The 12,144-nt window shown below is 71.0% G+C and carries 15 protein-coding genes and 1 tRNA gene; 13 read left to right on the top strand and 3 right to left on the bottom strand.

Translation table 11 applies throughout. The features are described 5' to 3' along the window. The first annotated feature begins 107 nt into the window (after positions 1-107). From ACIPSE_RS16630 to ACIPSE_RS16590, 9 genes are all read left to right on the top strand, one after another. Positions 108-302 carry a hypothetical protein gene (locus ACIPSE_RS16630; protein WP_401662946.1) on the top strand — a complete coding sequence of 65 codons (195 nt, stop codon included), beginning with the start codon at positions 108-110 and terminating at the stop codon, positions 300-302. A 234-nt stretch (positions 303-536) separates the two neighbouring features. Next, positions 537-1,070, top strand: a complete 534-nt coding sequence (locus tag ACIPSE_RS16625; RefSeq protein WP_401662944.1) for a hypothetical protein — start codon at positions 537-539, stop codon at positions 1,068-1,070. Positions 1,071-1,126: 56 nt separating this feature from the next. Further along, positions 1,127-1,552: a tRNA adenosine(34) deaminase TadA gene (gene tadA / locus ACIPSE_RS16620; RefSeq protein WP_401663133.1), complete on the top strand. Its 426-nt coding sequence runs from the start codon at positions 1,127-1,129 to the stop codon at positions 1,550-1,552. A 45-nt stretch (positions 1,553-1,597) separates the two neighbouring features. Further along, a tRNA-Ser gene (locus ACIPSE_RS16615) sits at positions 1,598-1,682 on the top strand. Between the two features lie 207 nt (positions 1,683-1,889). Then, a complete protein-coding gene (locus ACIPSE_RS16610; RefSeq protein ID WP_401662942.1) occupies positions 1,890-2,066 on the top strand; it encodes a hypothetical protein in 177 nt (58 codons plus the stop codon). Between the two features lie 12 nt (positions 2,067-2,078). After that, positions 2,079-2,372: a Dabb family protein gene (locus tag ACIPSE_RS16605; RefSeq protein WP_401662940.1), complete on the top strand. Its 294-nt coding sequence runs from the start codon at positions 2,079-2,081 to the stop codon at positions 2,370-2,372. Positions 2,373-2,571: 199 nt separating this feature from the next. After that, positions 2,572-3,423, top strand: a complete 852-nt coding sequence (locus ACIPSE_RS16600; protein WP_401663131.1) for an RNA polymerase sigma factor SigF — start codon at positions 2,572-2,574, stop codon at positions 3,421-3,423. Between the two features lie 319 nt (positions 3,424-3,742). Then, the gene (locus ACIPSE_RS16595; protein WP_401662938.1) at positions 3,743-4,681 is read left to right on the top strand and encodes an RNA polymerase sigma factor SigF; all 939 of its coding nucleotides are present in this window, start codon (positions 3,743-3,745) and stop codon (positions 4,679-4,681) included. A gap of 58 nt (positions 4,682-4,739) precedes the next feature. Continuing rightward, positions 4,740-5,504 (top strand): hypothetical protein, encoded by a 765-nt coding sequence (locus ACIPSE_RS16590; protein WP_401662936.1) that lies wholly within the window; start codon positions 4,740-4,742, stop codon positions 5,502-5,504. Positions 5,505-5,526: 22 nt separating this feature from the next. Here ACIPSE_RS16590 and ACIPSE_RS16585 read toward each other — a convergent pair whose 3' ends face one another. Further along, on the bottom strand, positions 5,527-5,721 hold the full coding sequence (locus ACIPSE_RS16585; RefSeq protein ID WP_401662934.1) for a hypothetical protein: 195 nt from the start codon (positions 5,719-5,721) through the stop codon (positions 5,527-5,529). Positions 5,722-5,915: 194 nt separating this feature from the next. On the opposite strand from ACIPSE_RS16585, the gene ACIPSE_RS16580 reads away from it, so the two are divergent. The 3 genes from ACIPSE_RS16580 (at position 5,916) to ACIPSE_RS16570 (ending at position 9,837) form a co-directional block, all read left to right on the top strand. Then, complete coding sequence (locus ACIPSE_RS16580; RefSeq protein ID WP_401662932.1) at positions 5,916-6,401, top strand: MarR family winged helix-turn-helix transcriptional regulator; 486 nt, start codon at positions 5,916-5,918, stop codon at positions 6,399-6,401. 26 nt (positions 6,402-6,427) lie between these two features. Next, entirely contained in the window at positions 6,428-8,932 is a 2,505-nt protein-coding gene (locus ACIPSE_RS16575; protein WP_401662930.1) for an MFS transporter, read from the top strand. An 83-nt stretch (positions 8,933-9,015) separates the two neighbouring features. Beyond that, positions 9,016-9,837 (top strand): YceI family protein, encoded by an 822-nt coding sequence (locus ACIPSE_RS16570; protein WP_401662928.1) that lies wholly within the window; start codon positions 9,016-9,018, stop codon positions 9,835-9,837. Positions 9,838-9,867: 30 nt separating this feature from the next. Here ACIPSE_RS16570 and ACIPSE_RS16565 read toward each other — a convergent pair whose 3' ends face one another. Next, a complete protein-coding gene (locus tag ACIPSE_RS16565) occupies positions 9,868-10,584 on the bottom strand; it encodes a GAF and ANTAR domain-containing protein (protein ID WP_401662926.1) in 717 nt (238 codons plus the stop codon). 285 nt (positions 10,585-10,869) lie between these two features. On the opposite strand from ACIPSE_RS16565, the gene ACIPSE_RS16560 reads away from it, so the two are divergent. After that, the gene (locus ACIPSE_RS16560) at positions 10,870-11,340 is read left to right on the top strand and encodes a PPOX class F420-dependent oxidoreductase (RefSeq protein ID WP_401662924.1); all 471 of its coding nucleotides are present in this window, start codon (positions 10,870-10,872) and stop codon (positions 11,338-11,340) included. Between the two features lie 15 nt (positions 11,341-11,355). Here ACIPSE_RS16560 and ACIPSE_RS16555 read toward each other — a convergent pair whose 3' ends face one another. After that, the gene (locus ACIPSE_RS16555; RefSeq protein ID WP_401662922.1) at positions 11,356-12,114 is read right to left on the bottom strand and encodes a TetR/AcrR family transcriptional regulator; all 759 of its coding nucleotides are present in this window, start codon (positions 12,112-12,114) and stop codon (positions 11,356-11,358) included. Positions 12,115-12,144: the final 30 nt, after the last annotated feature.

The raw sequence follows: 12,144 nt of genomic DNA, 5'->3' as shown, positions 1-12,144 counted from the left end.
CGGTCGTCCCGGCGCCGCCCAAACCGCTCGCCGTCCCCTGTCACCCGTGCGTTGGCATCAAACCGGCCATCAGGGGGAAAGTGGGAGGGACGTGACGGGGTGGTGAGATGTCCGATCAGCTGTTCCCAGACGACGGCTCACGGCCGCAGCGGCCGGAGACCGACGCCGAGCGCAGACGCCGGCGGGCCCAGTTCCTGCGCGACCTCGCCGAGGCGCGCGAGCTGCGCGACCGCGTCCAGCCCCGGCGCGCCAAGGCGGCCCGGCTGCGCCACGCCATGCGTATGCGCACCTTCCGCTGGTAGACGGACCCGGATTCACAGGCGCCCGCGTACGTTTCCGTCGTCCGGGCCGCGTACGATCCCGCTGGTGGACGATCAAAACGAGCGGACACAGGGTGCCGAAGACGTCCCCTGAACGCTTCGTTTCTGCCACGATTCCGAGTGGGCGGGGCTCGGAGCGCAAGCCTCCTCTCCGCCCGCACACCTTCGCCGGGGGGACCCCCAACCGGCACGCCTAAGACCAGTGGGAGAGTCACGGTGTACTTCGCCGCACTGCTCGCGCGCACCGAAGACGGGTGGGAAGCGAGCGACACAGAGCTCGACGATGTGGAGACGCTGGCGGATCTGGCCGACCTGGCCCGTGAAGCCTCGCCCGAGGACGACACGGTGCTCGTGCTCATCGAGCAGGAGGACGCCTGGTTCGGTGTCGTCAGGATCGACGGCGAGGACGACCCGCGTATCTACGTCTCGGACGCCGCCGCCGCCGCCCGCAGCAGCTACGGAGAGATCCTGCTCACCGACGAACTCCTCGGGAGGAACCCCGACGACGCCGACGACCTGGACACCCTCGACCTCGACGGCACCGAGGACGGTGAGGACGACGAGGACGGGGACGACGACAGCGAGAGCGGCGGCTCCGCCGAGGCCGTGCCGCACGGTCCGGTCGGTGACGCCGGGGTCCTCGACGACCTGGGTGTCAGCGAGAAGGAGCTGAAGGCCCTCTCGGAGGACGCCCTCGGCGAGATCGCCGAGGCGCTGGGCGCCTCGGACGTCCTGGAGACCGTCCGCTGACCGAGAAGCCGGCCGCCGGCCCGCCGGACCCGGTGCGCGACCGCTGGCGGGCCGCGATGCGGCTCGCCCTGGACGCGGCCGGGCGGGCCGGCCCGGACGTTCCGGTGGGGGCGGTCGTACTGGCTCCGGACGGTACGACGGTCCTGGCCAGCGCCCACAACGAACGCGAGGCGGTCGGCGACCCGACCGCCCACGCGGAGGTCCTCGCGATCCGCAGGGCGGCGGCGGCGCTCGGGCAGTGGCGGCTGTCGGGCTGCACCCTGGTCGTCACCCTCGAACCGTGCACGATGTGCGCGGGCGCCCTGGTGCAGTCCCGCGTGGACCGGGTCGTCTACGGCGCCCGCGACGACAAGGCCGGCGCCACCGGCTCCCTCTGGGACGTCGTGCGCGACCGCCGCCTCAACCACCGCCCGGAAGTCGTCGAAGGCGTCCTCGCCGACGACTGTTCCGCCCTGCTCACACGCTTCTTCCGCACCGCCTGAATACGGATTTCAGAGCACGGGCCACCGTGCTGTAGGGTCTCTCTCGGTAGCGTGTCCGAGCGGCCGAAGGAGCTCGCCTCGAAAGCGAGTGTGGCGCAAGTCACCGAGGGTTCAAATCCCTCCGCTACCGCTTCTGAAGGGCCCCGTCGAAAGACGGGGCCCTTCGTGCGTTCCGGGCTCTTCCGTCGTGCGCCGCGGGGCCGCTCGCCGGGGACCGCAACGGACCCGTAACGGCAGGTCGTTGGTCCTTAAATACGACGTGAAGTTACACTCGCCGCCGATACAGCAGTCCCAACTGATCACGACAAGCACAGTCACAGTCACGGGGGAGGCCGCGATGGCGGTGAATTCGAAGAAGATCGCCGTCTATCTGGTCGTGGTGTTCGTGCTGTACGTGATCATCACGGACCCGTCCAAGGCGGCCGACTACGTCCAGATAGGCTTCGAGGGCATATCGGACGCCGCCAAGGCCATCGGGGAGTTCTTCACCTGGCTCGCCGACGGGGCGCAGTAGCCAGGAGCACACATGATCCGCCATCTGGTCCTCTTCAAGCTCAACGACGGTGTCGAGCGGGACGACCCGCGCGTGGTGGAGGGCGAGAAGGCCTTCCGGGCGCTGGACGGGAGGATCGAGGAGATCCGCTTCTGGGAGCTGGGCTGGAACCTGAGCGACCGGCCCATCGCCTACGACTTCGCCATCAACTCCGGCTTCGAGGACGCCGAGTCGCTGCGGCGATACGTGGAGCACCCCGAGCACCAGGCGGGCGTGGCGCTGTGGCGCGAGTTCGCCACCTGGGTGATCGCCGACTACACGTACTGAGTCGGGCACCCGTTCGTACGGGCCCTCCGCTCCGGCCCTCCGTCCCGGCCCCCGCCGGAACCACGGAGGGCCTTTTCACGTCCTACGCCCCAACTCGTCACCCAACACGGCGTTATGCGGTGCTTGCACACAGTGCACATGTCTTGTGATGCTATGACCGCTTTTGACGGATGAGTTGACCGATGAGACCGATGAAGAGGTGGCGTTGACCGTGTCGGCCAGTACTGCGCCACCACAGGAAGAAACCGCTCCCGCCGCTGCCGCCCCCGCCCCGGCCGCGCCCCGCAGTCGTGGGGCCGACACCCGGGCGCTGACCCAGGTGCTCTTCGGCCAGCTCAAGGAGCTCCAGCCGGGCACGCCGGAGCACAACCGCGTGCGCGGGGCGCTCATCGAGGCGAACCTCCCGCTCGTGCGCTACGCGGCGGCCCGCTTCCGCTCCCGCAACGAGCCCATGGAGGACGTCGTCCAGGTCGGCACGATCGGCCTGATCAACGCCATCGACCGGTTCGACCCGGACCGGGGCGTGCAGTTCCCGACCTTCGCGATGCCGACGGTCGTGGGCGAGATCAAGCGGTACTTCCGCGACAACGTCCGCACCGTGCACGTCCCGCGCCGCCTCCACGAGCTGTGGGTCCAGGTCAACGGCGCCACCGAGGACCTGACGACGTCCTTCGGGCGCACCCCGACCACCGCCGAGATCGCCGAGCGGCTGCGCATCGGCGAGGACGAGGTGCTGTCCTGCATCGAGGCCGGGCGCTCGTACCACGCGACCTCCCTGGAGGCCGCCCAGGAGGGCGACGGGCTGCCGGGGCTGCTGGACCGGCTCGGGTACGAGGACCCGGCCCTGGACGGCGTGGAGCACCGCGACCTGGTCCGGCATCTGCTGGTGCAACTCCCGGAGCGGGAACAGCGGATCCTGATGCTGCGCTACTACAGCAATCTCACCCAGTCCCAGATCAGCGCGGAACTCGGTGTCTCCCAGATGCATGTCTCCCGGCTGCTCGCGCGCAGCTTCCAGCGGCTGAGGTCGGCGAACCGCATCGAGGCATAGCGCGCGGCGGGCACCTGCGCCGGAGCCCTGGTCGAGAGGTGGACCAGGGCTCCTCGAATGCCCGAGCTAGTCGTCACCGTCGCGAGCGAATCGCTCACCGGCGTGGATCCCGGCGGATTCAGCCGAAATACCGTCAGACCCCCTTTATCCAGGGCGGATTCGTGTCTCGCATGTCGACATGTCACTACAGCGTGTTGCCGACATGTGACATTCTGCCGGAAGCGCGTTTGCCGGAGCTTCGGCGCCGGTATTCAGGTGAAGGCTGGCGTTCCTCGACGGAGCGTTCGCCGCGACCGTCCCGCGACCCAGAGGGGGTGGCATGTCCGCAGACCAGGGCAGCTCGAAGGTGCTCACGCTCGTGAAGAGCGAGTCCGCGCCCGCCGACGCCGCGCTCGGCTCCATCGACGACGTGGCGGTCCTGGAGGCCGCTCCGGCCCAGGACCTCCCGGCTCCCGCCGCCGAGGACCTCCCGGCGCCGGCCTTGCCGACCTCGGGCAGCATCGACACCCGCACCCTGTCCCGCTCCCTGTTCCTGCGGCTCGCCGCGCTGGACGAGAACAGCCCCGAGCGCGTCTATGTCCGGGACACGCTGATCGAGCTCAACCTCCCGCTCGTGCGGTACGCGGCGGCCCGCTTCCGCTCCCGCAACGAGCCCATGGAGGACATCGTCCAGGTCGGCACGATCGGCCTGATCAAGGCGATCGACCGCTTCGACTGCGAACGCGGCGTGGAGTTCCCGACGTTCGCGATGCCGACCGTCGTCGGGGAGATCAAGCGCTTCTTCCGCGACACGTCGTGGTCGGTGCGGGTGCCGCGCCGGCTCCAGGAGCTGCGGCTGGCCCTCACCAAGGCCAGTGACGAGCTCGCCCAGAAGCTCGACCGCTCCCCGACCGTCCCCGAACTCGCCGCCGTGCTGGGTGTGTCGGAGGAGGACGTCGTCGACGGCCTCGCGGTCGGCAACGCCTACACCGCCTCCTCGCTGGACTCCCCGGCGCCGGAGGACGACGGCGGCGAGGGCTCCCTCGCGGACCGCCTCGGCTACGAGGACACGGCCCTGGAGGGCGTCGAGTACCGGGAGTCGCTGAAGCCGCTGCTGGCCAAGCTGCCGCCCCGTGAGCGCCGGATCATCATGCTGCGCTTCTTCGCCAACATGACCCAGTCGCAGATCGGCGAGGAGGTCGGCATCTCCCAGATGCACGTCTCCCGGCTGCTGACCCGCACGCTGGCCCAGCTCCGCGAAGGGCTCATCTCCGACTGACCTTCGCCGGTCCGGCAGAGGTCTTCATAATTGACGGAGTGTCAGCCACCATGGCCCGATGCTTCGTACGACATCGAGCGTGTCACCGGGTACGACGAGTACGACAGGGACACCTGGCCGTCGAGGCGCCGCGATCGGCGCGTCGGCGGCCGTCGTCTGTCTGGGCCTGGCGCTGGCCTCGTGCGGGAGCGCCGGCGAGGGGTACACGGCCGTCGGTCCGGCGGGCGGTACGCCCACGGCCGTGCGGCCGACGGGGAACGTGCGGGTGGTGCCCCTGGACCCGACCCCGCACCCGACCCGGGAGGATGCTCGCGGCGGGGCGGCCGAGGGCGGCACGGCGACCGGGGACGCGGCGGGCGGCGGCGGCAAGTCCGCTCCGGGGAGCGGGGGTTCGCAGACCGCGCCCACGACTCCCGGGACCGGTGCCGGGACCGTTTCCGGGTCCGAGGGACCGAACTCCCCTCCAGCGGCGTCCGGTTCGGCGTCCCCGGCGCCGGATCAGAGCGGTACGGCGTCGCCTGCCGCCCTGTCCTGGGGTGAGCCCGTGCGGGCCGCCGGTGAGCGGCGGTGGTGCGACGAGGTGACCCTGGTGTTCCGCAACTCCGGGGGCACGGCGGTGCGTTCGGGCACCGTCTCGTTCGGGACGCACATCATCGGCGCGCTCGGGATCGACTGGGGCACCGTCGGGTCGGAGGTTGCTCTTCCGGCGCCGGTCGGAGCCGGCGCACGGAAGGAGAGGACCTGGACGGTGTGCGTGGACGAGTGGCGGGTGCCGCTCGGGATGCACGTCGAGACACGGGACGTGGACGTCCGGTGGGAGTGACGTGATCCGGGGCGGGCGCGTCCTACTTGAGCGCCAGCCAGGCCACCGCCGCGACGATCACCACGGCCGCGACGACGCCGATGATCAGACCGATGCGGGGGCCGGAGGAGGTGGCCGCCTGCTGCTGGCCCTGGGGGGCCTCGTCGACGAACGCGCGGAACATCTGGGTGCTGCCGGCGGGGTCGTGGTGGCCCTGGGGGCCCTGGGTGTTAGCCATGCCACGAGACACTAGCGAATTCGCCCGGGCGGCCCAAGTAGGGGGCCAGGAGCTGCCGTAACGCTTCCCAAGTGGGCGTTTACGTTCGCAATACTTGCCTTTGCCAAGTTTTTATGCCGCACCCGGCCGATTTGTTTGCCTGTAGCAACCATCAGAACTTATGGTTGCCCTAAGCAACGAACACGGGAGGTGGGATGGCCGGGCAGCCGCAGTACGAGGAACTGGTCCGTCAGTTCAGCGCCTTCGGCGCGGTCAAGCGTGAGCTGGGACGGATCCTGCCGTCCGACTGCCCGAGCGGTTCCGCCGCGGTGCTGACGCTGCTGGGCCGGCACGGGGACATGCGCATGAGCCGGCTCGCCGAGCTGCTCGCCGTGGACATGTCGGTGACCAGCCGCCATGTCGCCCACGTCGCCGAGCGCGGCTGGATCGACCGCTCCCCCGACCCCGCGGACAAGCGTTCGCGCATCCTGCGCCTCACCCCGGCCGGCCAGGACCGGCTCGACGAACTGTCCCGGCGCACCTGCCAGCTGCTCGCCGAGCGGCTGGGCGACTGGAGCGACGACGAGGTCGCGCAGCTGACCGGCCTGATGGCCCGGCTCCGGGCGAGCTTCGACGACTGCCGCGCCCACCCGCCCCACCCCGTGTCCGACGAGACCACCCGTACACCCGCGAGCGCGTGAGAAGCGCACAGTAGAGAAGGAAGCCCATGGCAACGACCACACCAGCCGGTGTGCGGGCCCACGCCAAGCACGGGGGAGGCGCCACGCACTCCGAGCAAGCCCCCATGTCGCACCGTCAGATCATGGAGGCGCTCTCCGGGCTGCTGCTCGGGATGTTCGTGGCGATCCTGTCGTCCACGATCGTCTCGAACGCCCTCCCGGAGATCATCGGCGACCTCGGCGGCGGCCAGTCCGCCTACACCTGGGTCGTCACCGCCGCCCTCCTGTCGATGACCGCGTCGACGCCCCTGTGGGGCAAGCTCGCGGACCTCTACAGCAAGAAGGCGCTCGTCCAGATAGCTCTCGTCATCTACGTCCTGGGCTCGGCCGCCGCCGGTCTGTCGCAGAACGCGGGCATGCTCATCACCTTCCGGGTCGTCCAGGGCATCGGCGTCGGCGGTCTGTCCGCCCTCGCGCAGATCGTGATGGCCGCGATGATCTCCCCGCGCGAGCGCGGCCGGTACTCCGGCTACCTCGGCGCGACCTTCGCCGTCGCCACCGTCGGCGGCCCGCTGCTCGGCGGTGTCATCACCGACACCTCGTGGCTCGGCTGGCGCTGGTGCTTCTACGTCGGCGTCCCCTTCGCCGTCATCGCGCTGATCGTGCTCCAGAAGACCCTGCACCTGCCGGTCGTGAAGCGGGACGTGAAGGTCGACTGGGCGGGCGCGTTCTTCGTCGCCGCGGCCGTCTCGCTGCTGCTGATCTGGGTCACCTTCGCCGGTGACAAGTACGACTGGGTCTCCTGGCAGACGTACGCGATGGTCGGCGGGTCGATCCTGCTCGGCCTGCTCTTCGTGCTCGTCGAGTCGAAGGCGGCCGAACCGCTCATCCCGCTGCGGCTGTTCCGCAACCGGACCATCACCCTGTCGTCGATCGCCTCCATGTTCGTCGGTACGGCGATGTTCTCCGGCACGGTGTTCTTCGCCCAGTACTTCCAGCTGGCCCGCGACGAGTCGCCGACCATGTCCGGTGTGCTGACCATCCCGATGATCGGCGGACTGTTCGTCTCCTCCACCGTCTCCGGGCAGTTCATCACCCGCACCGGCCGCTGGAAGGCGTGGCTGGTCAGCGGTGGCGTGCTCATCACGGCGGGCCTCGGCCTGCTCGGCACCATCCGCTACGACACGGACTACTGGAAGACCGCGATCTTCATGGCCCTGCTGGGTCTCGGCATCGGCATGATGATGCAGAACCTGGTGCTGTGCACGCAGAACCAGGTCGAGCCCAAGGACCTCGGCTCCGCGTCCTCCACGGTCACCTTCTTCCGGTCCCTCGGCGGCGCGATGGGCGTCTCGGTGCTCGGCGCCGTGATGGCCACCAAGATCACCGACTACGCCACGGACGGCATCGCCGCCCTCGGCCCCAAGTACGCCGCCGCCGCGTCCGGTTCGAACGGCTCCAGCAGCATCCCGGACATGGACGCCCTGCCCGCGCCGCTGCGCACGGTCATGGAGAGCGCGTACGGCCACGGCATCGCGGACGTGTTCCTGATCGCCGCGTGCCTCGCCGCCGTCGCCTTCCTGATCACGCTGTTCATCAAGGAGGTCCCGCTGCGGACCAAGGGTGCGCTGGCGCAGGCCGCGTCCGCGGAGGACGGGGAGCAGGCGCCCGCCGAGGCCGGGGCCGCGGCCCCCGCCGCCGAGCAGGCGGTGCCGGTCCCGAGCTGGGCCGAGACGCCCGAGACCGCACCGATCGCCCAGGTCACCCGTGTGGCCACGGTCGCCTCCGGCGGCGGCATCCCGGTCAGCGGTCATGTCCGCGGCGCCGAGTCCGCGCCGGTCCCGCAGGCCGCGGTCACGCTGATCTCCCTCGCGGGACGGCAGCTGGGCCGGTCGGTGACCCAGGCCGACGGCTCGTACGCGCTGGACGCGCCGAGCGTGGGCTCGTACGTCCTGATCGCCTCCGCCGACGGCTTCCAGCCGCAGGCCTCCACGGTCGTGGTGAACGGCGAGCCGGTCGCCTTCGACATCCTGCTCAGCGGTACGAGCGGGCTGACCGGTGTCGTCCGGGCGGCCGAGAGCGCGCTCCCCGTCAAGGACGCGATGGTCATCGTCACGGACGTGCGCGGTGATCTGCTGGCCACCGGGACCACCGGTGAGCAGGGCGAGTTCGGCTTCGCCGAGCTGGTCCCCGGGGCCGTGACCGTCGCGGTCAACGCCGCCGGGTACCGGCCGCGCGCCCTGCCCGTCGAGGTCGGCGGGACCGGGGTCACCCGGATCGAGGTGGACCTGGACTCCGGCGCCGAGGTCCAGGGCGTCGTCCGCGCACCGCACGGGCCGCTGTCCGACGCGCGCGTCACGCTCGTGGACGCGGCGGGCAACGTGGTGGGCACCGCGACCACCGGGGCGGACGGGGCGTACGCCTTCACCGACCTGGACGCGGGCGAGTACACCGTCATCGCCACGGGCTACCCGCCGGTGGCGACGGCCCTCAGCGTGGCCGGCCGGGGAACCGGCGGCCACGACATCGAACTCGCGCACCCCGGCGAGTAGTTCCACCCCGGCCCGCGGGGCACGTCCTCCCGACCGGAGGCGCGTCCCGCGGGCCGTTCTGTCGCTGTAAGGAGAAATGGGACATGGCACTGAGCGCGAAGATCCGCACCCGGGACGGCTGGGCCGTGTCGCACGCGGTCGTCACGCTGGCCGACATGACCGGCGCGCAGGTGCTGCGCGTCGAGGCCGACGACGAGGGCGCGGTACGCGACCCGAACCCGCTGGCGCCGGGCGCGTACACGGTGATCGTGACCGCCGTCGGATACGCGCCCGCCGCGTCGAGCGCGATCGTCACGGCGAGCGGGCGGGCCGAGATCGGCACGGTCACGCTGGCCCGGCAGGGCGGCACCGAGCTGCCGCCGCCCGGTCCGTGGACCATCGACCCGGTCCACTCCAGCGTGGGCGCGGTCGCCCAGCACCTGGGGATCTCCAGCGTGCACGGCCGGTTCACGGAGTTCGCCGGCACGATCGAGATCGCCCCGGACGACGTCACCAAGTCGCGGGTGGAGGCGGTCATCCGGGCCGCGTCGATCGACACCGGCAACGGCATGCGGGACGACCATCTGCGGTCCGGGGACTTCCTCGACGTCGAGAACCACCCCGAGATCACCTTCCGCTCCACGGGCGTCTCCCTCGCGGGCACCGACCGCTGGACCGTCCACGGCGAGCTCTCCCTGCGCGGCGTCCTGCGCCCCGTCGACCTCGACCTCTCCTACCTCGGCACCGGCGCCGACCCCTGGGGCGGCACCCGCGCCGCCTTCCGCGCGACGACCTCCCTGCGCCGCGAGGACTTCGCCATGAACTACAACCAGGTCGTCGCGGCGGGCATCGCGGCCATCGGCACGACCCTGAAGGTGGAACTGGACATCCAGGCGGTCCGCGGCGAGACGCTGCCCACGGTCTGATCCGGCCCGCGCAGCTCCGCCGCAAGGGCCTCAGCGCGTCTCGACCACGCGGCGGGCCAGGTCACGGAGTTTGACGTTCTCCCGCTGCGAGGCCTTCACCAGGGACTCGAAGGCCTCCGCGGCGTCCATGTCCATGCGCTCCATGAGGATGCCGGTCGCCTGACCGATCAGATCCCGGGTGTGCATGGCCTGGGTCAACTGCTCGCGCACGGTGGCCGAGTCGAAGGCGATGCTGACATGGGCGGTGAACAGACGACCCACCCGGGTGGCTCTCTCGTCGAAGGCGTGCGGCCTGCGGGAGTACGCGGTGAGCACGGTCAACCGGCTGCGGTCGGCGCGCAGCCGCAGGGCCAGGGCCGAGCGCAGTCCCAGTACGGACAGCGTCCGCCCGCCGGTGTCGGTCCGGCTGTCGTCCACCCGCACCACGGGCGCGGTCCACAGATCGGCCCAGTAGGGCGCCTGCCCCTCGGTCAGGGGTCCGCTCTCCTCGGCTGTCCGCACGACGTCGTCGGACCAGGCCACCGTACGGCGGTGATGGGAGCGTTCGATCACGGAGATGCCGACGTGGTCGGCGCCGGGCAGCAGATGCACGGCGAGCTGGACGGCCGTGCGCAGGGTGCTGTGCGGGGTGACCGTGTCATGCAGTTGTCGAGCCGCCACCGTCAGGGCCTCCGCCAGCTCGAAGCCGGCAAGAAAACGGGGCAAATCAGGGAACTCGGACGCAGCCACCACGAACCTCTTCGGCATGCACGGCCACATGGCCGTGCGCAGGAGAGCTCCGCAGCACATTCCCGACTGCGAGCACAGGACGAACAGCACTTTAGCCGTTCACCCACGTGCCGGTGGTGCCGGGCCGATCGGCCCGAACAGGCCGTACGTCGCGGTCTGTCCGACGGCGTCGCTCCTGTGGTCCCGCCCGCCGAGATCGACCCGACCGACTCCGCCTCCTCGACGGCGTCCGCCGCCGGCTGCCGCCCGCGGGGCAGGCGGGACTTCGCGGACACGACCTGGGCCACGACCTAGGCTGGGGCCATGGCACCGAACATCGCGACGAACACCTCCGTCTCCCTCGACGAGTTGCTGGACTTCGTCCGGCCGCGGCACCGCGCTCTGCTGCTCACCAGGAGGGCCGACGGGAGCCCCCAGGCCTCGCCGCTGACCTGTGGGGTCGACGACTCGGGGCGGATCGTGATGTCCACGTACCCCGAGCGGGCGAAGACGCGCAACGCCAAGCGGGACGCGCGGGTCAGCGTCGTCGTCCTGAGCGACGAGTGGAACGGGCCCTGGGTCCAGATCGACGGGAGCGCCGAGGTCATCGACTCCCCGGAGTCCGTGGAGCCGCTCGTGGAGTACTTCCGCAACATCTCCGGCGAGCACCCGGACTGGGCCGAGTACCGGGAGGCCATGGTCCGGCAGGGCAAGTCCATCGTCCGGGTCACCCCGGAGCGCTGGGGCCCGGTGGCCACCGGCGGGTTCCCGGCGCGGCTGGTCGAGGGGCAGTAGCCCCAGCCCTCGGCGTCAGGTGCGCGCCATCGCCTCGATGCCCTTGACCAGGAGGTCGAGGGCGAAGGCGAAGTCGCGGTCGCGCATCTCCTCGACCGTGTCGCCGCCGCGGGCCTCGAGGATGTCGGCGGACTCCTGGAGGAACTCGGCGGCCTGCGGGGAGCGGGTCGCGGAGGCCATCGCATGGCGGAAGTAGGCGTCCTGGCTCATCCCGGCGTCGGCGCAGCGGGCGATGAAGTGGCCCTCGACGGTGCCGAAGCCGTAGACGAACTGGAAGACGGCGTTGATGGCGCCGGGCTGGCCGTGGGCCGGCACCCCGGTGCGGCGGACGACCTGGTGGATCAGCCGGGAGAAGGCCAGCGCGTTCGGGCCGATGTTGAGGAACGTGCCGGCCAGCGGCGAGATCCAGGGGTGCCGGACCAGCAGGGACCGGTACTGGCGGGCCAGCGTGCGCAGCTGGTCCCGCCAGTCCTCGTCCGTGCCGTCCGCGTCGGGCAGCCGCAGCTCGCCGTAGGCCGTGTCGAGGGTGAGTTCGAGCAGGTCGTCCTTGGTGTCGACGTACCAGTACACGGACATCGCCGTCACGTTCAGCTCGGCCGCGAGCCGCCGCATGGAGAACCGGGCGAGCCCTTCCGCGTCGAGCAGCCCCACGCTCGCGGACGTGATCCGGTCGAGGTCCAGACCGGAGGGCTGGCCGCCGCCCCGCCCGGTGCGCCGCGCCTTTCCTTCCAGCCACACGCTGGTCCGGGCCCGACGCTCGGCTGCCTCACCCATGGGCGCACCTTCCAGGACTTTCCACACCAG

It is taken from the genome of Streptomyces sp. NPDC090106 (genome assembly GCF_044747265.1).
Classification (GTDB): Bacteria; Actinomycetota; Actinomycetes; order Streptomycetales; family Streptomycetaceae; genus Streptomyces.
This window is presented reverse-complemented; position numbering and strand designations above follow the sequence as displayed.